Annotated in this window: 19 protein-coding genes; 11 read left to right on the top strand and 8 right to left on the bottom strand. The window is 68.1% G+C overall.

What is annotated here, in order from left to right; all coding sequences use genetic code 11:
- Positions 1 to 648: 648 nt before the first annotated feature.
- Complete coding sequence (locus C722_RS0113140) at positions 649 to 1,542, top strand: proline iminopeptidase-family hydrolase (RefSeq protein WP_017640937.1); 894 nt, start codon at positions 649 to 651, stop codon at positions 1,540 to 1,542.
- On the opposite strand, the gene C722_RS0113145 is transcribed toward C722_RS0113140, so the two are convergent.
- Both C722_RS0113145 and C722_RS0113150 read right to left on the bottom strand, forming a co-directional pair.
- Entirely contained in the window at positions 1,539 to 2,915 is a 1,377-nt protein-coding gene (locus tag C722_RS0113145) for a GTPase/DUF3482 domain-containing protein (protein WP_017640938.1), read from the bottom strand. The two genes, C722_RS0113140 and C722_RS0113145, sit on opposite strands and share 4 nt — an antisense overlap.
- Positions 2,912 to 4,300 (bottom strand): DUF2868 domain-containing protein, encoded by a 1,389-nt coding sequence (locus tag C722_RS0113150; RefSeq protein WP_017640939.1) that lies wholly within the window; start codon positions 4,298 to 4,300, stop codon positions 2,912 to 2,914. The genes C722_RS0113145 and C722_RS0113150 overlap by 4 nt, the downstream gene beginning before the upstream one ends.
- Positions 4,301 to 4,381: 81 nt before the next feature.
- On the opposite strand from C722_RS0113150, the gene C722_RS0113155 reads away from it, so the two are divergent.
- Together C722_RS0113155 and C722_RS0113160 are read left to right on the top strand one after the other, a co-directional pair.
- Positions 4,382 to 4,897 (top strand): dihydrofolate reductase, encoded by a 516-nt coding sequence (locus tag C722_RS0113155; RefSeq protein ID WP_017640940.1) that lies wholly within the window; start codon positions 4,382 to 4,384, stop codon positions 4,895 to 4,897.
- Between the two features lie 155 nt (positions 4,898 to 5,052).
- Positions 5,053 to 5,925, top strand: coding sequence for a hypothetical protein (locus tag C722_RS0113160; RefSeq protein WP_017640941.1), 873 nt, complete (start codon positions 5,053 to 5,055; stop codon positions 5,923 to 5,925).
- A gap of 313 nt (positions 5,926 to 6,238) precedes the next feature.
- Here the strand turns inward: C722_RS0113160 and C722_RS0113165 are convergent, their stop codons facing one another.
- The 4 genes from C722_RS0113165 to C722_RS0113180 form a co-directional block, all read right to left on the bottom strand.
- Positions 6,239 to 6,676: a hypothetical protein gene (locus C722_RS0113165; RefSeq protein WP_017640942.1), complete on the bottom strand. Its 438-nt coding sequence runs from the start codon at positions 6,674 to 6,676 to the stop codon at positions 6,239 to 6,241.
- Positions 6,677 to 6,840: 164 nt separating this feature from the next.
- Positions 6,841 to 7,848, bottom strand: coding sequence for a nucleoid-associated protein YejK (gene yejK, locus C722_RS0113170; protein ID WP_017640943.1), 1,008 nt, complete (start codon positions 7,846 to 7,848; stop codon positions 6,841 to 6,843).
- A gap of 78 nt (positions 7,849 to 7,926) precedes the next feature.
- Entirely contained in the window at positions 7,927 to 8,805 is an 879-nt protein-coding gene (locus C722_RS0113175; RefSeq protein WP_017640944.1) for a GntR family transcriptional regulator, read from the bottom strand.
- An 86-nt stretch (positions 8,806 to 8,891) separates the two neighbouring features.
- Entirely contained in the window at positions 8,892 to 10,346 is a 1,455-nt protein-coding gene (locus C722_RS0113180) for an amino acid permease (RefSeq protein WP_017640945.1), read from the bottom strand.
- Positions 10,347 to 10,595: 249 nt separating this feature from the next.
- On the opposite strand from C722_RS0113180, the gene C722_RS0113185 reads away from it, so the two are divergent.
- Both C722_RS0113185 and C722_RS26030 read left to right on the top strand, forming a co-directional pair.
- A complete protein-coding gene (locus tag C722_RS0113185; protein WP_017640946.1) occupies positions 10,596 to 11,609 on the top strand; it encodes a GlxA family transcriptional regulator in 1,014 nt (337 codons plus the stop codon).
- Between the two features lie 186 nt (positions 11,610 to 11,795).
- Entirely contained in the window at positions 11,796 to 11,951 is a 156-nt protein-coding gene (locus C722_RS26030) for a hypothetical protein (protein ID WP_085984310.1), read from the top strand.
- 73 nt (positions 11,952 to 12,024) lie between these two features.
- On the opposite strand, the gene C722_RS0113195 is transcribed toward C722_RS26030, so the two are convergent.
- Positions 12,025 to 12,924: a DMT family transporter gene (locus C722_RS0113195; RefSeq protein ID WP_017640948.1), complete on the bottom strand. Its 900-nt coding sequence runs from the start codon at positions 12,922 to 12,924 to the stop codon at positions 12,025 to 12,027.
- Between the two features lie 97 nt (positions 12,925 to 13,021).
- Between C722_RS0113195 and C722_RS0113200 the strand changes: the two genes are divergently transcribed.
- The 5 genes from C722_RS0113200 to C722_RS0113220 all read left to right on the top strand — a co-directional run bounded on the left by C722_RS0113200 (position 13,022) and on the right by C722_RS0113220 (position 18,750).
- A complete protein-coding gene (locus tag C722_RS0113200) occupies positions 13,022 to 13,882 on the top strand; it encodes a LysR family transcriptional regulator (RefSeq protein WP_017640949.1) in 861 nt (286 codons plus the stop codon).
- 174 nt (positions 13,883 to 14,056) lie between these two features.
- Positions 14,057 to 15,247, top strand: coding sequence for an MFS transporter (locus tag C722_RS0113205; protein WP_017640950.1), 1,191 nt, complete (start codon positions 14,057 to 14,059; stop codon positions 15,245 to 15,247).
- Positions 15,248 to 15,429: 182 nt separating this feature from the next.
- Positions 15,430 to 16,635: an exonuclease subunit SbcD gene (gene sbcD, locus C722_RS0113210; RefSeq protein ID WP_026083829.1), complete on the top strand. Its 1,206-nt coding sequence runs from the start codon at positions 15,430 to 15,432 to the stop codon at positions 16,633 to 16,635.
- A gap of 100 nt (positions 16,636 to 16,735) precedes the next feature.
- Positions 16,736 to 17,575, top strand: a complete 840-nt coding sequence (locus tag C722_RS0113215; protein WP_017640952.1) for an SRPBCC family protein — start codon at positions 16,736 to 16,738, stop codon at positions 17,573 to 17,575.
- A complete protein-coding gene (locus C722_RS0113220) occupies positions 17,575 to 18,750 on the top strand; it encodes a zinc-dependent alcohol dehydrogenase (protein ID WP_017640953.1) in 1,176 nt (391 codons plus the stop codon). Before C722_RS0113215 ends, C722_RS0113220 begins: the two co-directional genes overlap by 1 nt.
- A 42-nt stretch (positions 18,751 to 18,792) precedes the next feature.
- Here the strand turns inward: C722_RS0113220 and C722_RS26225 are convergent, their stop codons facing one another.
- Positions 18,793 to 18,930, bottom strand: a complete 138-nt coding sequence (locus C722_RS26225; RefSeq protein ID WP_156522344.1) for a hypothetical protein — start codon at positions 18,928 to 18,930, stop codon at positions 18,793 to 18,795.
- A gap of 172 nt (positions 18,931 to 19,102) precedes the next feature.
- Here C722_RS26225 and sbcC point away from each other — a divergent pair, with 172 nt between their 5' ends.
- Positions 19,103 to 22,528, top strand: coding sequence for an exonuclease subunit SbcC (gene sbcC / locus C722_RS0113230; protein ID WP_017640955.1), 3,426 nt, complete (start codon positions 19,103 to 19,105; stop codon positions 22,526 to 22,528).
- Positions 22,529 to 22,549 lie beyond the last annotated feature (21 nt).

Below are 22,549 nucleotides of genomic sequence, written 5' to 3' on the forward strand. Positions count from 1 at the left end.
ATTCCGCGACACTGCCGTTCGGCCGGCCAGACGGGGCACTGGGGTGCCGGCTGATACTTCGGAGTTATTCGGTCTGTGTTGGCCCGTCGTAGTACGGCTTTTTGGCACTATTGCTTAATGCCATACCGAAAAACGCGAAGAGCTGACCAGTTTTCAAAGGGACCTTCAGCCGGCACCCAGCGCCCTGTTCAGTAGGCCGAGCACAGCCGTTCTGTAGGTGGGTGAGCGGCAAGGATGCCGCGAAAGGCGTCGAGGGCCAGGACGGCCCTTCGACGACGGCCCGCCGGAAGGACGGCGCAGCGAGGGAACGCGGCGCGCAGCGCCGGGCCGGATGACCAGGGCAAGCGTTTTTGGTCACTTTTGCCGCGTCTGGCAAAAGTGACCCGCCCGGCGGGGGCGGAATAAGAAGCTTCCTAATACACCGAGAATCAGCTTGGCGAGAGCCCCCCACCCCAGCCCTCCCCCGCAAGCGGGAGAGGGGGCGGTCTAGCGTGGAGGAGGCATCCGGAGTACAGGGACCATCAGCACAGGGAATCCACTGGTTCCGCGAATCAGCCAAACTCCCCAAACCTACAACTTTTCCCAGTTATCCCCCGCCCACCTACCCGCTAGCCTGACCCCGTTCCCATCCAGACGAGGAAGGCACCCATGCAGGTTCGAGAAGGCTACGCCGATTTCCAAGGCCATCAGACTTGGTACCGGGTCACCGGCGACCTGGCCAGTGGACGGTTGCCGCTGGTGGTGGCCCATGGCGGTCCCGGTTGCACCCATGACTATGTCGACAGCTTCAAGGACCTGGCCGAGCACGGCTGGCCGGTGGTGCATTACGACCAGCTGGGCAATGGCCGTTCCACCCACCTGCGCGGCATCGATCCGGGGTTCTGGACGGTAGCGTTGTTTCTCGACGAGCTGAACAACCTCCTGCGCCATCTGGGTATCGGCCAGTACGCGCTGCTCGGCCAATCCTGGGGCGGGATGCTGGCTGCCGAGCACGGGGTGCGTCAGCCGGCAGGGCTGCGGGGGCTGATCATCGCCAATTCGCCTGCGTCCATGGCGCTCTGGCGCGAGGCGGCGGCTGGGCTGCGGGCCGAATTGCCGCTCGAGGTGCAGGCCACCCTGGCGCGACACGAGGCCGCCGGCACGACCGACTCGCCGGAGTACCGCGCCGCCAGCCAGGTCTTCTATGACCGCCATGTCTGCCGGGTGCAGCCGCTGCCGGCCGAGGTGGCGCGGACCTTCGCCGCCATCGACGCCGATCCCACCGTCTATCACGCCATGAACGGCCCCACCGAATTCCATGTCATCGGCAGTCTCAGGGACTGGAGCGTGATCGAGCGGCTGGCGCGGATCCAGATGCCGACGCTGCTGATTTCCGGGCGCCATGACGAAGCCACACCGGCCTGCGTGGAGCCCTTCGCCCAGTTCATCCCGAACGTGCGCTGGCGCATCTTCGAGGACTCCAGCCACATGCCTCACGTGGAAGAGCGCGAGGCCTGCATGGCCCTGGTGGCGGACTTTCTCGCCGAGGTGGAGCGCGGCTAGGCGTCCGCGTCCAGGGCCGCGGCGATCTCGTCGATACGGGTCTGGCGGTCGTCGGCTTGCAGGCGCGCACGCGGATTGAGCGCCGACCATTCCGGGTGGGCCCGGGCCACCTGCACGGCGGCGGGCAGCTTGCCTTCGCGCCAGCGCTGCTCGTCAGGCGCGGCCACTTCGACGGCGCCCTGGGCGGCGTGGCCGCGAATTTCCAGCGCCGCCAATAGCTGACGCTGCCGTAGCGCCAGCAGGCGCAGCACGGCATCGTCGATGGACAGCTCCCGCCCGCCGCGCAACTTGCCGAACAGTCGTCGGCCATAGTGGCCGCCGGTCTGTGCCAGGCCGCCGGCCAGGGCGCCCAGTACCGTGGCGGCGCCCAGGGTCAGGCCACCGGCGAGCAGGTCGAGACCGACCCCCGCCGCGGCACCGGCCGCCACCCCGCCGCCCAGCCGAATGCCCAGCAGGCGCAGGGTTTCCGGATTGAACAGGTCATCGCCCCAGCGGCCGTCCAGCAGTGGCAGGTCGCTGGCATGGGCGTCGCCCGGGCGAAAGCCGAACAGCCGCAGGAGTTCTTCCACGCAGCGTTGTTCACGGGTGCGCAGGGCGTCGCGCAAGTCGGCGGTCGCGTTGCTCACCTCGGCTTCGCCGGGCGCCACGCTGCGCCGGGCAGCGGCGGCGTCCACCAGCAATTCAGCGATCAGCCGCACGCCTTGCTGATGGCGCCGGCGGGCCTGTTCGGCATGGTCGGCGATCAGCCGTTGCAGCGCCGGGCGGCCGCTTTCCAGCAGGGTCGCCAGGCTTTCATAGAGACGCGCCTCGCCATCCGCCGGCGGGGCGACGCTGTCGAAGCGCACCAGGGCGTGCAGGCCGAGACGGGCCAGGGTGGCGCGCCAGTCGTCGGCGCGGTGACCGTCGGCGGCGACGAAGTTGAGCACCGGCACCAGCGGCCGCCCGCAACCAGCCAGCACCGCCAGTTCGTCGCGGTACTTGGCCAGCACCGGCTCGCGGGCGTCGATCACATAGAGCCCGGCATCGGAGGCGCGCAGCTGGCGGATCACCTTGGCCTCCTGCTCGAATCTCTGGCGGGCTTCCACGCTGTCGAGAAAGCGATCGAGCAGGGTGGCGGCGTCCAGGCGTTCGCCGGGTCTTTCCAGCTGCTCCAGGTAGTCGCGCAGGGCGATGGCGTCTTCCAGGCCGGGCGTGTCGTAGAGCTCCAGCAGGGCCTCGCCATCCACCGACAGGCGTGCGCCCTCGACATGACGGGTGGTGCTGGGGCGATGGGAGACCTCGCCGAAGTCGACGTCGCGGGTCAGGGTGCGCAGTAGCGAGGTCTTGCCGACATTGGTATGGCCGACCAGCGCCAGGCGCAGGGGGCCGCTCATGGATTCGTCTCCAGCCAGGCCAGTTCTTCGAGATCGCCCTCGCAGTGTGCCAGACGCAGGGCGTCCAGTGCCTGGCGCCAGTCGTCCAGGCGGACCGGATCGAGCTTGCCACCCAGGGGCGCGGGCAATAGCCAGACGCGGGTCGCCGTGGCGCAGCGCGACAATTCCGCCAACAGCGTCAGGGTACCGCGATCCGGCGAGCGGCGGGGATCGCAGGCGATCAGCAGGCGGCGCGCCGGATAGCGGGTCAGCTGTTCGAGCAGATGACGGCGGCCCTGGCCGTCGTCGAGCACGCCGGCGTCACGCACGCCCTCGGGCAGTGGCGGCGGCCAGGTGTGGTCGGTGAGTTCGAGACCCACCAGCAGCGCCTCGTCGCCGGTGCGGGCGAGGCCACCGGCGTCCTGCTGGGGCAGGTGGGCGGGAGCGGCGTCATTCACGCCCAGGCGTTCGCTGGTCGGCAGCAGGCGTTCGCGCAGGTGCAGATAGCCGGGGCGTTCCACGTCCAGCCGCAGGCGCCCGCGCCCGCGCCGCCAGCGCCACAGGCAGAGCAGGGTCAGCAGCAGCCGTGGCAGCAGGCCATAGACCAGCACCACGCCCAGCAGCCAGCCGGCCCAGGCCTGGCGCGCTGTGGCCAGGGGGCTGGCGGCATCGCCGCTGGCGGCGATGCTGGCCGGGTCGGGCAGGGGAAAGCCCAGCAGCTGGGGCAGGGCGCCCAGCACCTGGGTCAGCAGCACGAAGGTGTCGCTGCCGAGCAGGGTGGTCTCCCAGACGAACAGATAGCTGCGTCCGGAGAGCAGTGCCAGCAGGGTTGCCAGGGCACTGCCGAGGATCAGCAGCCAGAGGCCGTGCACCAGGCCGCCCAGGGCCCAGGGCAGCAGCCGCGCGCGACCCAGCAGCCCGACCAGTGCCGGCCCCAGGTGCAGGGCTCGGGCATCCCGCGCCAGGCGGCCGGAGAGCCACAACCAGAGTCGCGCCAGCGGTGAGGCCAGTTGCCGTCCACCGCCCAGCAGGCCAAGGGCCCAGACCAGCAGGCTGAGCAGATTGAGGCCGAGCAGACTGCCCAGCGCCCAGAACACATTGACCGGACGACTGCCGTCACCCAGGGCGCCAGCGGCGAGGCCAGCGCCGCAGAACAGCGCCACGATGCCCAGCAGCCAGGCGGCCAGCACCGCACCCTGGCGCCAGCGACGCCGCGCGGCCAGCAGGCCATCGCGCTGGCCGAGCAGCCGGGCACGGGTCACCAGGCGTGTCTCGAAGGCGCCGCCGGCCGCCCGCGCCTGGCGATTGGCTTCGGCGTCGTCCAGCGGGCCGCTGTCTTCCTCGGTCAGGCGCAGGGCTTCGGTCAGCCAGAGGTCTTCGAAGGCGGGGGAGGGGGTTGCGGTCACGCGTCGGTGCCCTTGCGGCAAAAACGCCGAGGATAGTCCCTGGCGCCCCGGCTGTTAACGCCTCTGTTATGCTCTGTCACCATGAAAACCTCTCTTCCCCTGAGCCTGATCGTCGCCGTGGCCGACAACGGCGTCATCGGCATCGACAATCGTCTCCCCTGGCACCTGCCGGCGGAGCTCAAGTATTTCAAGGCCGTGACCCTCGGCAAGCCGCTGGTCATGGGTCGCAAGACCTGGGATTCCCTGGGCCGCCCGTTGCCGGGTCGGCTGAATCTGGTGGTCTCCCGTCAGACTGATCTGGTGGCCGAAGGTGCCGAGGTGCGGACGTCGCTGGCCGCTGCGGTCGAGCGCGCCGAGGCCTGGGCCCTTGAGCACCAGGCAGCCGAGATCATGCTGATCGGCGGCGCCCAGCTGTTCGCCGACGCCCTGCCCCAGGCGCAGCGCCTCTACCTGACCCGAGTTGCCCTGGCGCCGCAAGGCGATGTCTTCTTTCCCCCATGGCAGGAGAGCGACTGGCAGCTTGTCTCGCGCCAGGAACACGCGGCCGAGGACGACCGTCCGGCCTATGCCTGCGAGGTCTGGGAGCGCCGGGCCTAGGGGCGGTCGCCTGCAGCCTTCCCGCCTAGCTCTGGTCATTGTTCCGACCTTAAGTAAAACCTAAGACGGGTGTGGCATAAAGACGCTGAGGCAGGCCGCCTGGGCGGCCGGAGGGCACGACCATGAGGGCGATCGACAGCCAGACTTCGACGGCAATGGCAGGGACTCAGCCTGCCAATACGAGCGCTACCGGCAATCAGGGCGCACCCGCCGCCGATTCCGCCAGCGCGGGGGGAACCCAAGCCGGCACCGATGTCGCGGTGGACCTGTCGCCCGCCGCCCAGCTCATTGCCAGGCTGTTGCCGGGCCAGTCGAACGGTAACAGCGATCTCGACAGCTTCATGCAGATCCTCCAGCAACAGATCCGCAGCCAGGGTACCGACGCCGCCGTGCTCGGCGAGCTGCCCGAGGGGGCCAGTCCCGACCGTATCCAGTTGGCGAAGCAGGCGGCCAATCACCTGTTGGTGAGCTATTACCATGACGACAGTCGCTATGCCGACGCCTCCACCCAGGATCCTTTCGCCAACCTGGACAGCGACAGCCTGACGCGTATCGCCAGCGACGATTCGGGCACCTTCACTTCGGCTGAACGTCAGCTCGCCTATTTCGAAGGCGCGCAGCGTGGCACCGATGCGGCCAACGTGGCCTTCTCCGGGCTCTCCCCGCAGGATCAGGGTGCCGCGTCCTGGAACTGGGCTCCCGCCGCCACGGAAGACGCCAGTATCCTCGGTACGCTGAATCCCGGTATGCCGGATTGGCAACCCAATCAGTTGAGCAGCCAGCTCATCGACGGCCTGAGTCCTGGCGGCGTGGCGACCGCTGCCGCCCAGGAAACCGCCCAGTTGTCGGCGCCGACCTTCAACGTCAGCACCGGTGCCGATGGTGCACCCCAGTGGACGGTGCTGCCGGTGGACGAACAGGGCGCAGGGGCAAACACCGCGCTGGATGGCAGTATCCTCACCCAGATGACCGGCACGACCGCCGCGCCGGCGCTGTCGCTCTATCGGCAGATCGCCGCGTTCGGTTGAGTAGGGCTGTTGGGCTAGGGCCTGCTTGTTGGGCTTCGACGATGGAGCCGTCTCAGCCCAACCTACGGTGCGGTAGGTTGGCGCTGAGCGCAGCGAAGCCCAACATCGTGGTGCTTAGGTCTATCTGTTGGGCTTCGACGATGGAGCCGTCTCAACCCAACCTACGGCGCAGTAGGTTGGCGCTGAGCGCAGCGAAGCCCAACATCGTGGCATCCGGGTTGCCCATGGGACTTCGACGATGAAACCGTCTCAACCCAACCTACGGCGCGGTAGGTTGGCGCTGAGCGCAGCGAAGCCCAACGCCAAGCTGACCTCAGATCGCCCGCAGTTTCTTCGCCGGTAGGTAGTCGCGATGGACGCGTTCTTCCACCAGGTACAACCAGCAGGGGCCTTCCACCTGGGGAAAGAGGCGCACTTCCTGGATGCTGCTGGGCTTGGGTTCGCCATTGCCGACCTGCACGGCCACCGTCTGGCCGAGGCGGAAGCGCGGGACCACGCCGGCGTCCACCACGCTCTGCTCGGCCTTGGTCGCCGGACGGCCCAGGTATTCGCCCAGGTCCACCGGACCGGAGGGGCCTTCGGCCACGGTGTCCACATGGAAGCTGTAGGCGGTGGCCAGGCCTTCGTCGCCACCGTGGGTCTCACCCTGCTTGATGCGCGACACGGCCTGGTCGAGGGCGGCGTCGAGCGTCAGTTCATTGTTCGATTGCAGGGTGATGACGATGCGGCGTTCGAAGGGGTACTGGCTCATGGTTTCGACTTTTTCGGCAGATAAGGAAAAGAAGGGACATCTTGTGCCCCCTTTGGCCGGCCACTGTCCAGCCGGGGGCGCCCGATCGGTGATCGCGTTTGCAACCCCAGGTGTCCAGGAGGCTCGACGGTCATTCGCGGATGACCGTGCTCGCTGCGCTCAGGCTAGTCATTACGCCGCTTGAGCTGGTCCTTGAGCTGGGTCGGCACCTCGCGAATGATCAGCAGATCCTGGCCTTCGTCGTATTCGATGCGCGAACCCAGCAGGTGCGCTTCGAAGCTGATCGACAGGCCTTCGGCGCGACCGGTGAAGCGGCGGAATTGATTGAGGGTGCGTTTGTCCGCCGGGATCTCCGGCGCCAGGCCGTAATCCTTGTTGCGGATGTAGTCGTAGAAGGCACGCGGGGCCTGGTCGTCCATCAACTCGGACAGGGCGTCCAGGGCCATAGGTTCGCCGCGCTTGGCCTGGCTGCTGGCGTAGTCCACCAGGGTGTCGGTCTTTTCCTTGGCGGCTTCCTCGGGCAGGTCTTCGCTTTCCACGTAGTCGCTGAAGGCCTTGAGCAGGGTGCGGGTCTCGCCCTTGGCGTCGACGCCTTCCTGGCAGCCGATGAAGTCGCGAAAGTAATCCGAGACCTTCTTGCCGCCCTTGCCGCGAATGAAGGAGATGTACTGGCGCGACTGCTTGTTGTTGCGCCACTCCGAGAGGTTGATCCGCGCGGCCAGGTGCAGCTGGCCCAGGTCCAGGTGCTTGGCGGGGGCCACCTCCAGGCTCTCGGTGACGGTCACCCCCTCGCTGTGGTGCAGCAGGGCGATGCTCAGGTAGTCGGTCATGCCCTGCTGGTACTGGGCGAACAGCACATGGCCGCCGGTGGAAAGGTTGCTGCTCTCCATCAGCCCCTTGAGATGCTCCACCGCCTGGCGACTGAAGGCGACGAAGTCCTGCTCGCCTTCCAGGTAGGCATGGAGCCAGCCGCTCAAGGGATAGGCGCCGGATTCCTCGTGGAACAGGCCCCAGGCCTTGTTGGGCTTGGCGTTGTAGCTGTCATTGAGATCGGCCAGCAGATTCTCGATGGCCTGGGAGTCGGCCAGTTCGGCGTCCCGCGCGTGCAGGGTCGCGGGCTGGCCGTCGGGCTTCTTGTCGATCAGATGGACGATGGCGTGACGGATCGGCATGGCGGACTCGGGTGACGGGAAAAGTCCACCAGTCTAACGCCCCCGCGCCCTGGCGGGCAGGCCCTTGGCGCCGCAGGCTCAGCGCGCCGCCGTGGCCTGCTTTTCCTGCAGCGCGTTGCCGAGATGCCGGGTCATGAAGGTCGCGGCTTCTTCACGGCGATCCTCGAGCAGCAGGTCGATCAGCTCCAGGTGCTCCTGGCAGCGGCGCTGGGCCTGCTGGCGATCCACCGACTTCTGGTATTCGATCAAACGGCGCAGGCGATTGAGCCGGCGCAGCGCATCGAGGATGAAGGCATTGCCCGAGCAGCGGGCGATGGTCTCATGCAGGCGGGTGTTGGCGTCGAAGATTTCCGCGGGCGAGGCCTCGAACACCCGGCCCGCGGCCAGCAGCGCCTGCTCGTCGCGGCAGCGGCGCAATTCGCCGGCATCCAGGGTGAAGCCGGCGTCGCGGATGCCGGCGGGTTCGATCAGCAGGCGGAAGGCATAGCTCTGGGCGTAGGCGTCGGGCGAGGTGAGGCCTTCGACGAAACTCCAGCCATAGCCCGGCAGGCGCTCGGCCCAGCCTTCCTGGACGATGCGTCTGAGAATGTCAGCCAGTTGCCCACGGGTGACCTGGTAGCGGCGGATCAGCTCGTTTTCCGTGACCTTGAGCGGCAATTCGCCCTCGATGCGGTCGCGGGCGATGGTCAGGTACAGGCGTTCGCTGGCGGATACCTCTTCGCGCGCCTGGGGCGTGGCGTCCAGGGCCGCGGCGGCCACGGCGAAACCACCCTCGGGATGCCGCGCCAGCAGGCTCTGGTCGGCCATCTGCTGCAGGGCGCTGCGCACCGGCGAGCGCGACACCCGCAGCCGCTCGGCCAGGGCGCGCTCGGGCAGCCGGGTGCCGACCGCCAGCTGGTGCGAGGCGATGTAGGTGAGGATGTCGGGGATCAGTTGGGAGGCGAGGGTGGTGCCCATGGCAGCGCTGGCGAGTCGATCGGAAAGATCCGGGATGCTAGCACGGGACCCGCCGGGCGCAGCCGGTGGGTCCCGCTGGCGGTCGCTCAGTCCCCGCTCGGACTGACGTCCATGTCCTTGAGCTTCACCAGGCGGCTCCGATGCTTGAAGCGGTAGCCCAGCCAGACGGCGAGAAACAGCGGCAGGCTGATGTAGGTGGCGGCCAGGCCCAGCCAGTCGACGCCGTTCGGCCCGAACAGGGCGGCATAGTTCTGCCCCAGGGTGATCACCAGGCAGAGGGCGAAGGCCAGCAGCGGCCCGAAGGGAAACAGCTTGGCGCGGTAGGGCAGGTCTTCCAGGCGGCGACCCTGGGCCAGGTAGCCCTGGCGGAAGCGATAGTGGGAGACGGCGATGCCCAGCCAGGCGATGAAGCCGCACATGCCCGAGGTGTTGAGCAGCCAGCCATAGAGGGCCTTGTCGCCCACCAGCGAGGTAAAGAAGCACAGGGCGCCCACCGCGGTGGTGGCCAGCAGGGCGTTGCGCGGTACGCCATTGCGCGCGACGCGGGCGAACAGCCGCGGCGCCTTGCCCTGTTCGGCCAGGCTGTGCAGCATCCGGGTCGAGGCGTACATGCCCGAGGTGCCGGCGGAGAGCACCGCCGAGAGGATCACCGCGTTCATCAGGCTGGCGGCGAAGGCCAGGCCGGCGCGCTCGAACAAGAGCGTGAAAGGCGAGACGGAGACGTCGGTGGCATCGTTCTGCAAGAGGCGCGGATCGGTGTAGGGGATCAGCATGCCGATGACGAAGATCGCCAGCACATAGAACATCAGGATGCGCCAGAACACCTGGCGGATGGCGATGGGCACGTTCTTGCGCGGATTCTCCGATTCACCGGCGGCGATGCCGATCAGCTCGGTGCCCTGGAAGGAAAAGCCGGCGATCATGGCCACCCCGACCATGGCCTGCAGGCCGCCGACGAAGGGCGCCTCGCCCTGGGTGAACACGGACAGGCCCGGCGGCTCGATGCCGCTGAAGATGCCGAGAATGGCGGCCAGGCCCAGGCCGATGAAGACCACCACGGTGGCCACCTTGATCAGCGCGAACCAGAATTCGCTCTCGCCGAAGCCGCGCACCGACACCGCATTGAGCAGGAACATCAGCGCGAGAAACAGCGCGCTCCAGATCAGCCCCGGTACCTCGGGAAACCAGAAGCCCATTACCAGCTGCGCCGCCACCAGTTCGGCGGCGATGGTCACCGCCCAGTTGTACCAGTAGTTCCAGCCCAGGGCGAAGCCGAAGCCGTCCTCGACGAAGCGACTGCCGTAGATGGAAAAGGAGCCCGACACCGGCTGGTAGGCGGCCATTTCGCCGAGGCTGGTCATGAGGAAGTAGACCATCAGGCCGATCAGCGCATAGGCCGCCAGGGCGCCGCCCGGGCCAGCGGTGGCCACGGTGGCGCCGGAGGCGACGAACAGGCCGGTACCGATGGAGCCGCCGATGGCGATCATGTTGAGGTGGCGGGGCTTGAGCCGGCGCTGCAGACTCGGAGAGGCGGTGGACATGGAATTTCCAGCTGGCAGTTGAAGGGGCCGGACGTTGGCTCTGGCGGCCATTCTCGGTCATGGGGTGCAGGGCGGTGCACCCACCGCCTGCGGCGACCTGCACAGGCAGGTGGCAAAAAAGCGGCGAAGCTTAGCAGGCTAAGGGCGTCAGGTGGGATGGCGGTCGTCGGTGCGAAGCTGTCGCAGTCCGATCATCGCCAGGCTGAGCTTCGGCTAGCATGAGCCCAAGGTCGGAGAAGGCAGCACAGCGTGATCGATTCAAGAACCTTTGGTAGCGGTATCCAGGGCAAGAACTACCTGCAGTTGCAGTCGACGCGGCCGCGACCGGAATTTTCCCGGCTGGTCGGCTTCATCCTGCTCGATCACTTCTCCCTGCCGTCCTTCACCCAGGCGCTGGATACCCTGGTGACCGCCAACCTGCTGGCCGCCGGCACCTTCGCCACCCAGACCTACAGCCCGACCGGCGCCGAGGTGCTCAGCGACCTCGGCATCGTCATCCGTCCGGATGGCGACTACCGCGCCGTGGAGCAGGCCCGCTTCGACCTGCTGGTGGTCTGCGGCGGGCTGCGGACACCGCTGGAGCTGGATCCGCGACTCAAGGCGCTGCTGCTGCGCGCCGCCAAGCAGCAGGTGACCTTGTGCGGCCTGTGGAATGGCGCCTGGCAACTGGGTCAGGCCGGGGTACTGGACGGCTATCGCTGCGCCATCCATCCCGAGCACCGCGGCGCCTTCAGCGAGCGGATACGTGGCTGCAAGACCTCGGCGGAAAGCCATGTGCTGGATCGCGACCGCCTCACCGCCGCCAGCCCCAGCGGCGCCTTCCACCTCTTTCTCGAATGGATCGGCGCCCAGTGCGGCAGCGCCCTGGCCGATGGCCTGGTCAATATCCTGGCCTTCGAGGAATCGCGCTTCCGCCAGGTCAATCCGACGCTCAAGGTGCAGATGACCCCGCCGCTGCGCGAGGTGGTGACCCTGATGGAGGCCAACATCGAGGAGCCCCTGACCATCGAGCAGCTGTGCGACTACGCTGGCCGCTCGCGGCGGCAGGTCGAGCGGCTGTTCCGCGAGCAGCTCGACACCGCGCCCATGCGCTACTACCTGGAGTTGCGCATCACCGAAGGGCGGCGCCTGCTGCAGCATTCCACCCTGTCGGTGCTGGAGGTGGCGGTGGCCTGCGGCTTCACCTCGGTCACCCACTTCAGCAAGAGATACTCGGCCTACTTCGGCTATCCGCCGTCCAAGGAGCGGCGGTTGAAGTACTAGCCTGCCGGTACGCCGCCAGGCAATGACAATCGTCAAGAAAACGCCTGCATGGCCTACTTCAGAGTGTTTCGTCGGTGCGCTGGAACGGCTGCGCGCCGTCCCGCTCGAAACATTACCCCCGGTGCAACACCGCCCGCATGATGCGTCGATGGGGATCCGAATGACCTACCAAGCCAAGGAAATCCCATGACCGATCCACGCAACGTCGCCCACGACAAGAAAGTGCAGCAAGAGAAAAAGCATCATGGCGAGGACATCGCCCCCGACGCCGAGCACGCGCCGCAACCAGGTAAGAAGCCTGCGCTCAAGGATCACGACGAGCAGGCTGACGAAAAGGAGTGAGCATGGGCGCGCCTCGTATCGAACGAGGCGCATGACGATGCTGACAGCCGTCAGCATCGCGTTCTGGAGACCCTCATCTGCCCAGTGTCGGCTCCAGGCGGCCGCTCCGCTCCGCGGCATTCAGGCACAGCAGCCCCGCCAGGGCGAACAGCAGGCCCAGTAGCATGCCCGGGGCCAAGGGTTCGTCGAAGCAGGCCCAGGCCCACAGCAGCGCCACCGGCGGACTGAGATAGAGAGCGCCACTCACCGCCTGGGGGCTGCCCTGACGCAGGCACAGCCAGTAGAGGCCGAAGCCGAGCAGGGTCGGGATCAGCAGCCACAGAACCGCCAGGGCGAAGCCAAGGGTCAGCGGTGGAGTCAGCGGGCCTTCCACCCCAGCCACTCCCAGCATCATCAGGCTACTGGCTGCGAGCTGGATGAACAGCTGGGTCCGCAGGGCCAGGCGGCTGGGTGGCAGGCGACTCTGCACCAGGGTCGCCAGCGCCAGGGCCAGGGCGCTGCCCAAGGGCAGGGCATAGGCCCAGGCAGGCGCCACGCCCAGCCCCAGTCCGGCGCCGGTCGCGAGCAGGACCCCGGCCAGGCCCAGCCCCAGGCCGAGCCACTGACGCCCGTTGGTACGCTGGCCCGGCAGCAGGCAGCAGCCCAGGGCCACCAGCAGCGGCGACAGATCCGAGAGCAGTGCCGCCAGCCCGGGCGAGACGCCCAGTTCGATGGCCTTGGCCGCCGGCCCTACCACTCCGGCGAAGGCCAGGACGCCAATACCCGCCTGCTGGCCGATGATCTTCAGGGGTAATCGCCGCACCTCGGTCCAGGCGAACGGCAGCAACAGCAGGGCGGCCAGCAGCAGGCGCCAAAAGGTCACCAGCAGGGTAGGGGCCTGGTCCGCTGCATAGCGATAACCGACGAAACCGGCGCTCCAGCACAGCACCAGGGCGAGCTGGCGGAACAGCGTAGAGGAAAGAGTCGAAGGCATGGCCAAGCTCCAGATGACGGGATGCCTTGAGCCTGAATCGGGATGCTAATACACTCAAACGACATTATCCGTAGCTATGCTTCGATAAAGGTGCATCATGCCTGCTCCTCTCGATATCGACGTCCTGCGCACCTTCCACACCATCGTCCGGCTGGGGCAGTTTCGCGCCGCCTCGCTGCAGCTCAACCGCAGCCCCTCGGCGGTGAGTAGCCAGATCCGCCGGCTGGAAGAGCAGACCGGCGGCCGGCTGTTCGAACGCGACAACCAGGCCGTGACCCTGACCCCGCTCGGACGTCGCGTACTGCTGGAGACCGCCGAGCTGCTGCAGGCCCACGACCGCATCCTCGCCGGTCTCACGGGGCAGCCGGTGGTGGGCGAGGTGCGCCTGGGTGTGGCCGAGGACTATGCCGCGCGCCTGCTCAAGGCTGTCTTCCCGCGCCTGCAAGGCGAGCATCCTGGCATCGTTCTCGAAGTGCTTACCGGCAATAGCGGCCAGCTCCGCCGCTGGCTTGGCCAAGGGCTGCTGGACCTGGCGCTGCTGGTGGGGCCGCCGCGCACCGACCGGGCGGATGGCCAGCTGTTCGGCCATACCCAGCCGGTGTGGGTCGCCGGTCCCGGTCTGCAACTGAGCCCGGACGCTAGCGTGCCTCTGGCGCTGCACGGCGAAGGCTGCAGCTATCGCGAGTTGGGCATCGATCTGCTGATCCGCCAGGGCCGGCGCTGGCACGCGGTGGTGACCAGCGCCGCCTCGTCGGCGCTGGAAGCGGCGGTCGAACTGGGCCAGGCCGTGGCCATCACCGACCGGGCGCGCATGACCCCGCCGATGCGCGAATTGACGCCGGAGGAGGGCTTTGTACAACTGCCGGTGCACGAACTGCGGTTGGCCTCGCCACCGGGCGAACGCAGCCCCGCCTGCGCCTCTCTGGCCGGGCTGATCGCCGAGGATTTCCGCCTCTAGCCCGGCGGCCCCACGTTTGACCGGACGGCGGCGCAGCCACTAAGGTGCCCGCCTTGGCGCACGACCTCCGGCGCCTATCAAACCCAGCCCCACCCCCGAGACACGCGGGATCAGTCCGCCCGTCCGGCCCGCTACAGCCGCTCCTGTCCGCTTTTCTGGAATCCTCCGCCTGTCATGAATGCCCCACCCGCCATCCCTCGTCTCATCTATCTGCTGGCCCTCACCATCTTCGCGCTGACCACCGCCGAATTCATGGTCGCCGGCATGATGCCGACATTGGCCGCTGATCTCGGCGTCTCCATCGGCCAGATCGGCTATCTGATCTCCTGGTATGCCCTGGGCATGGCCTTGGGCGGCCCACCCCTGACCCTGCTGTTGCTGGCCCTGCGCCTGGCGGAAAAGTCGGCGCTGCTATGGCTGCTGTCGCTCTATCTGGTGGGCGCCGTGGTGGCCGCGCTGGCGGCCAGTTATCCGGTGATGGCGGCAGGCAGGGTGCTCATGGGCGTCGCCAGCTCCGCCAGCATAGGGCTGTGCCTGACCCTGGGCGCCAACCTGGTCACGCCGGATCGTCGCGGTCGGGCCGCCTCGCTGATCCTGTCCGGCCTCATGCTGGCGCCGGTGTTTGGCGTGCCGGGTACGGTATTGATCGAGCAACAGGCCGGCTGGCGCGCCAGCTTCTGGGCGGTCGCCCTGCTGGCGGCCTGCTGCACCCTGCTGGTCGGTCTGTGCGTGCCCCGCTCACCGGCGCGCGCGGCCGGACAGTTGCGCGGAGAACTGGATACCCTGGTCAGTGCCCGGCTCTGGGCGGCCTACCTCACCAGCGGCCTGATCATCGGTGCGACCTTCGCCGGCTTCAGCTACTTCTCGCCCATCCTCATCCAGGTGACGGGTTTCGCGCCCACCACCATTCCCTGGTTGCTGATGGGCTATGGCCTGGCCAATGTGCTGGGCAATCTGCTGGTGGGTCGGCTGGCTGATCGCCATACCCTGAGGGTACAGGGCGTCGGCCTGGCCGTGCTGGCGCTGGGCTTCGCCTTGTTCGTCGGCTGCGCCGACAGCGCCGCGCCCAGCCTCCTGGCCCTGACCCTGATCGGCCTGACCGGGGTGGCGCTCAACCCGGCCATGGTCGCTCGGGTCATGGCCGCGGCCACGCCAGGCCCCCTGGTCAATACCCTGCACACCTCGGTGATCACCGCGGGCCTGGCGGTAGGTGCCTGGGCCGGTGGTGCGGCCATCGATGCCGGTCAGGGCCTGCGCGCGCCGCTGTGGGTCGGCCTGGGGATGGCGCTGCTGGGGCTGCTGAGTCTGCTTCCCCTGGGCTTGCGAAGGGATGCGGCAATCGCGGCACGGCCCTGCGCGGAGTGACCGCTCGGCCGTGCGTACCGGCGCGGATTTCCCTCGGTGCAGCAGGAGGAGGATACTGCGCCTCTTTGCCGCTCTGACCGCCGATACCCATGGAAAACCTCCCGCTGTTCGATCTGCCCGCCGCTGCCCCCGAGGAAAAATCCAAGCCCAGGCGCGCCCGCAAGGCCACTGCTCAAGGCGGCCTGCGCCTGCTGCACACCTCCGACTGGCACCTGGGGCAGCACTTTCTCGGGCGCACCCGCGAGGCCGAGCATCGCGCCTTTCTCGCCTGGCTGGTCACCCAGGTGGAGGAGCAGGGGGTGGACGTGGTGCTGGTGGCGGGAGATATCTTCGATACCGCCACGCCGCCGAGCTATGCCCGCGAGCTGTACAACGGTTTCATCGTCGCCCTGCGTGGTACCGGTGCCAGCCTGGTGGTGCTGGGCGGCAACCATGATTCCGCCGCGGTGCTGGCCGAGTCCCGCGAGTTGCTGGCCTGCCTGGACACCCGGGTGATCCCCTGCGTCAGCGAGACGCCGGCCGATCAGTTGCTGGAGTTGCGTCGCCGCGATGGTGAGATCGGCGCGCTGCTCTGCGGCATTCCCTTCGTCCGCCCACGGGACGTGGTGCAGAGCCAGGCCGGGCAAAGCGCCGATGAAAAGCGCCAGGCGCTGCAACAGGCCATCCAGGGGCACTATGCCGAGTTGCATGGTCTGGCCGAAGCGCGCCGCGCCGAGTTGGGCATGGCTCTGCCGATCATCGCCACCGGCCACCTGACCACCGTGGGCGCCAGCGCCAGCGAGTCGGTGCGCGAGATCTATGTCGGCAGCCTCGACGCCTTTCCCACCAGCACCTTTCCGCCGGCGGACTATATCGCCCTCGGCCATATCCATCGACCCCAGCGCGTCGGCGGCCTGGAGCAGGTGCGCTACAGCGGCTCGCCACTGTGCCTGAGTTTCGACGAAGAGCGCGCCAAGCAGGTCCTGCTGGTGGAGTTCGGTACCGCCCTGGAGCGGGTGACGCCCGTGGCGGTACCCTGTTTCCAGCCCCTGGCCGTGGTGCAGGGCAGCCTCGATACCCTGGGTGCGGCGCTGATCGAGGCCGCTGCCGATGGTCGCCCCGGGTGCCCGGTGTGGGCCGAGGTGGTGGTGACCGGAGACGACTACCTGGCCGATCTGCAGCCACGCATCGCCGCCCTGGTCGCCGAGTTGCCGCTGGAGGTACTGCGCGTCAGGCGCGCACGCAGCGCGATGGCGCCCACCCTGCAGGGCACCCAGCGCGAAACATTGGAAGAACTCAGTCCCCTGGACGTCTTCAGCCAGCGCCTGGCTGAAGAGTCCCTGGACGACGAGCTGCGCACCCGCCTGGAAGGGCTTTACCGCGAGGTTCTTGGCGAGTTGCCTGCCTGATCGCAGCGAAACGCGTCCATCGGACCGCTTTTCCCCTTCGGAACAACGTCCCGCGCGCTGGGGTCACCCTCTCTATGTAGCCCATACCGGAGGAGACCCCATGCACGACCTTTCCCAACCCCTCGCCGCCACGCGCCATGAGCGTTCCGACAACCAGGTCCCCAACGTCCAGGGCACCGAACGTGTGGTTTCCCTGCTCGGCGGCGGTCTGCTGATCCTTGGCGGCCTGCGCCGCGGTGGCCTGACCGGCTGCGTGAAGATGGCCCTGGGCGCCATGGCCCTCAGCCGCGGGGTACGCCAGCGCTGCGAACTCAAGGCCGCACTGCAGCCGTCGCCCTTCGAGCAAGCCTTGGGCGAACGCTGGGGCTGGCGCAATCCCACCGCCATCCAGCGCAGCGTGACCATCGCCAAGCCGCGTGAAGAGGTGTTCGCCTACTGCGCCGATCTGCAGCACCTGCGCGAGCTGCTGCCGTTCGTTGATCGCATCGAGCTGGGCGCCGATGGCGACAGCCACTGGCATGCCTCCGGTCCCCTGGGACGCACCCTGAGCTGGACCCTGGAGCAGAGCGAGCGCCGCGAGAACGAGTTCCTGCTGTGGAGCACCGTGCCCGGCACCTTCATGGCGCACAAGGCCAGTCTGACCTTCAGTGACGCCCCCCAGGGCCGTGGCACCCTGGTGCAGGTCGTGCTGGCCTGCGAAGCCCCGGCCGGCCTGCTCGGTCATGCCGTCACCGAAGGCATCAGCCGCTTCACCGGCAAGGCGGTCAACCTCGGCCTGCGCCGCCTCAAGCAGCAAATGGAGACCGGCGAGATCGCCACCCCCGAGGTCTCGCGCAGCGGTCGCCCGCTGGCGCCGCCCCATCCGCCGGTGACTCGCCCGGCCGATGAGCCCTCGGCTGACATCGACGCGGGCCTTGGTACTCCGGGGAGGGCGAACTGATGCGTGCCCTGACCTGGCAAGCCCCCAACCGTCTGCAGGTGGAAACCGTCCCGGATCCGGAGATCCTCAATCCGCGCGATGCCATCGTGCGCATCATCATGTCCTCGGTGTGTGGCTCGGACCTGCACCTGCTGGGTGGCTATGTCCCGGCGATGAAACCCGGCGACATCATCGGCCACGAATTCCTCGGCGAGATCGTCGAGCTGGGCAGCAGCCTGCGCAACCAGGGCCTGGCCGTGGGCGATCGGGTGGTGACCGTCTCCATCATCGGCTGTGGGGACTGCGAGCACTGCCAGCGCGAGGATTATAACTGCTGCGACAACAGCAATCCCAAGCCTGAAATGACCGAACTGGCCTACGGGCAGCCCTGTTCCGGCATCTTTGGCTACAGCCACGCTTTCGGCGGCTATGCCGGCAGCCACGCGACCTACGTGCGGGTGCCCTATGCCGACGTCAACCTGTTCAAGGTGCCCGACGGCGTCAGCGATGCCCAGGCGGTGTTCGTGTCCGACGCCGTGCCCACCGGCTACTACGCCGCCGACATCGCCGACATCCAGCCCGGTGATACCGTGGCGGTCTGGGGTTGTGGTGGCGTTGGCCAGATGGCCATTCGCAGCGCCTACCTGCTGGGCGCCGAGCGGGTCATCGCCATCGACCGCTTCAGTGATCGCCTGCAGCTGGCGGCCGAGAAGGCCGGTGCCATCGTCCTCGACTACGAGACCACCAACATCCATGAAGCCTTGCTGGAACTGACTGGCGGGCGCGGCCCGGATCGCTGCATCGATTGCGTCGGCATGGAGGCCCATGGCACCCAGTTGGATTACGCCTACGACAAGACCAAGCAGATGCTGCGCCTGCACACCGAGCGTGGGTCGGCGCTACGCCAGGCCATCCGCGCCTGTCGCAAGGGCGGTACGGTGTCGGTGATCGGGGTCTATGGCGGCTTGATCGACAAGTTTCCCATGGGCGCCATCGTCAACAAGGCCTTGACCCTGAGGTCGGGTCAGCAGCCGGGGCAGCGCTATGTGGAGCGGCTGTTCGAGCACATCCAGAAAGGCGAGCTGGATCCGTCCTACCTGCTCACCCACCCGATGAGTCTGGAGGAATCGCCCTATGGCTACGAGCTGTTCAAGTCCGAGGACAAGAACTGCATGAGGGCGGTGTTCATGCCTTGAGGGGCCGCCCGGCGATCCCAGGATCGTCGGGCTTTTTATCCGCTAGACCAGCCAGGTTGTCAGCGGCTGCCAGAGCGCAGCGGTCTTGTCATCACCACCGCAACTGACCAGTGCCAGGATGCCCAGGCCGATCAGCAGCGGCATGCCAAGAAAATCGAAGGGAGACAGAGGTGAGCGCACGACGGATCCTCCCGGGAAACGTTGTTGCAAGGCGGTACCTTTCTGTTGAGAACGGAGCGGGAGGCAAGTTCAGCAGCGGGCATGACCATAGGTCGAATGGTCGGTTGGCATGGGCGCGCGCGCCCAACAATGCCAGAATCGGCGGTTCGCCGAGTCGTCCTGGAAAAGCCCGATGAAGATCCTCACCCTGCGTCTGAAGAACCTCAATTCCCTCAAGGGTGAGTGGAAGATCGACTTCACCGCCGAACCCTTCGCCAGCAGTGGCCTGTTCGCCATCACCGGACCGACCGGGGCGGGCAAGACCACCCTGCTGGACGCCATCTGCCTGGCGCTCTATCACCGCACCCCACGCATGAGCAAGGTGGGCGGGGAGAGCAACGAACTCATGACCCGCCACACCGGCGACTGCCTCGCCGAGGTGGAATTCGCCGTGCGTGGCGAGCGCTACCGGGCCTTCTGGAGTCAGAGGCGCGCGCGGGATCGGGCCGATGGCGCCCTGCAGCCACCCAAGGTTGAACTGGCCCGGCTCGATGGGACCATCCTCGCCGAAAAGACCGGTGACAAGCTCAGGCTCACCGAAGAGCTCACCGGCCTCGACTTCGAGCGCTTCACCCGCTCCATGCTGCTGGCCCAGGGGGGCTTCGCCGCCTTCCTGGAGGCCAGTGCCAGCCAGCGCGCCGAACTCCTGGAAGAGCTGACCGGGACCGCTGTGTACGGCCAGATCTCCCAGCGGGTATACGAGCGGGCGCGGGAGGCCAAGGGCGTGCTGGACGGCCTGCGCCAGCGCGTCGCGGGGGTCGAGGTACTGGACGATGAACGCCGTCAGGCACTGGCCGCCGAGGGTCTCGGTCTGGCGCAGCGCGAAGAGCAGCTGGGCGCCGACCTCAAGACCTGGCAGACCCAACGCCAGTGGCTGACCGCCCTGGAGCAGGCGGTGGCGGGCGAGCAGCAGGCCGAGGCGCGCCTGGCCGCGGCGCAGCAGGCCTGGGAGGCCGCCGAGCCGCAGCGCCAGCGATTGGCGGCGGCCGAACCGGCGGCGCGATTGCTGCCCATCGAACAGGCCTGGCGCGAGGCCCAAACCCGCGAACAGCGCAGCCGGGAAGAGCTGGAACAGCTCGATCAACGCATCCAGATTCTGGCCAGTCGCCGTGACGTTGCCCTGGCCCAGGCCCTGGGCGCCAGTGGCGAACAGCTGCGCCAGGCCGAAGCGGAGCAGGCGCGTACGCTCGAGGAGCAGCACCACCTGACCGAGAGCCTGGCCGAGCGTAGCCGCCATGCCGAACTCGGCGAACGCCTGGGCGATTGGCGCAGCCAACTGGCGCTACGCGACGAAAGAGCCGAGGCCCTGGCGCGCCTGACGCGGCGTCAGGAGGAGCAGACCCGCCAGCTGCAGTTGCTGGCCGAGGAGCGCGAGGCCCAGCAGGGGGCGCTGACCCGCGCCCGCGAGCAAGCCACCCAGGCCCAGGCGGCGGAGCACGCCCAGACCGAACGCTGGCAGGCGGCGCTGGACGGGCGCGACGAAAAGGCCTGGCGCGCCCTCTGGCAGGCTGCGCTGGGCCGGGTCAATGAGGTGGACCAGCTGGATCAGCTGGTCGAGCGTCGGCGCCAGCTGCAGACCCAGCTGGAGCGCCTGGCCCGCAGCCAGGGCGAGCGCCAGCGCCAGCATGGCGATCATCAGGTGCGCCTGGATGCCCTGCGCGGACGCTATCGCGAAGTGGCCCAGCAGGTGCGCGAGCGCGAGAAGCTGCTCGAACAGGAGCGGGTCATCCGCAGTCTGGAGGCCCAGCGCGCTGCATTGCAGCCCGACGAACCCTGTCCGCTGTGCGGCTCTCGCGAGCATCCCGCGGTGGCCGACTATGCCGCTCTGGACGTCTCCGCCACCCAGACCGCCCTGCAGGACGCCAAGGCCGAGCTGGAGCGCCTGACCCAGGAGGGCAAGGAGCTCAGCGAGGCCCTGGCCGCGCTCAAGGCGCAACTCGATCAGGCCAACGAGCAGCAGACCGAGGCCAGTCAACAACTGGAGCAGTTGGGCGAACTCTGGCGCCAGCGTTGCACGGCCCTGGGCGCCGATCCCGAGGCGCCCGGCGCGGTGGCCGAATTACGCCGGCGTCAGGATCAGGAACTGGCGCGCATCCAGCAGGTGCTCGCCACCCTGGATGGTCTGCGCCAGCAGCGCGAGGAAAGTCGCCAGGAGGCCTTGCGCCTGGCGCGCCAGCAGGCCGATGCCGAACAGCGCCTGGCCCTGGCCGAGGCGGCCTGGGAGCGGGCTCGCCAGGCGCTGGCCGAGGGGGCCGACGAGCAGCGCGAAGCCCAGGCGCAACAGACCAGTGCCGAGCGTCGACTGGGCGAGGAGCTGGCCGGCTGGGGCCATGAGGTACCCCGTCGCGCGGCAGAATGGCTGGCCCAGCGCGACCAGGAATGGCGAGTCTGGCAGGCCGATTGCCAACGGGCGCAGGCGTTGCAGCAGCGCTTGAAGGACAGCGCCCAGCGCCTGGCCACGCTTGCCCCGCTGGTGGTGACCTGGCGCCAGCGCGCTGGCGAGGTCGCGCCTGCCACGGTAGCGCCGCAAGACGCCGCCGCCGTCCTCGTTGAGGCCACCACGACCTGGGAGGACTGCCGCGAGCAGGGCGCGGCGCTGCAGGGGACCCACCAGGCGCTGCACGAGCGGCTGGCGGGTGAAACACGCCAGGCCCGCGAGGCCGACGAGCGCTGGCAGGCCGCCCTGGCCGCCAGTGCCTTCGCCGATGCCGACGCCTGGCGCGCCGCGCAACTGGACGACGGCGAGCACGCCGCCCTGACCGCGGAGCGCAGCCGCCTGGAGACCGCCCTGACCGAGGCTCGCGCCCTGGCCGGTGCGGCGCAGGAACGCCTGGCAACCTTAAACGCCGCGCCGCAGACCGAGCGCAGCGCCGCCGAGCTGGATGCCGAACTGGCCGCCGCCAACGCCGAATTGCGTGCGCTGGGCCAGCGCCAGGGCGAGGTCAACGCCGCCCTGCGCGAAGACGAACGGCGCCGGGACGGCCTGCAGGCCCTGCTCGGCGAGATCGCCGCCCAGGAGCGCGATCACGATCTCTGGCAGCACCTCAATGGCCTGATCGGCTCGGCCGACGGCGCCAAATTCCGCAAGTTCGCCCAGGGCCTGACCCTGGATCACCTGGTGCACCTGGCCAATGGTCAGCTCATGCGTCTGCATGGCCGCTATCGGCTGATCCGGCGCCAGGCGGCGGAACTGGAACTGCAGATCCTCGACACCTGGCAGGCCGATGCTCTGCGCGACATCCGCACCCTCTCCGGTGGCGAGAGCTTCCTGGTGAGTCTGGCTCTGGCGCTGGCCCTGTCGGATCTGGTCAGTCAGCGCACCGGCATCGATTCGCTGTTTCTCGACGAGGGCTTTGGCACCCTCGATGGCGAAACCCTGGAGGTCGCCCTGGATGCCCTCGATCAGCTCAATGCCAGCGGCAAGACCATCGGCATCATCAGCCATGTGGAGGCGCTCAAGGAACGCATCCCGGTGCAGCTCAAGGTGCGCAAGGGCGTCGGTCTGGGCCATAGCGGTCTGGAGCGGCGCTATGCCGTGGAGAAAAACGCGACCGAGTGAGTAATTTTTCCGGCGCAGTGG

Source organism: Pseudomonas sp. 313 (genome assembly GCF_000316965.1).
Taxonomy (GTDB): Bacteria; Pseudomonadota; Gammaproteobacteria; order Pseudomonadales; family Pseudomonadaceae; genus Chryseomonas; species Chryseomonas benzopyrenica.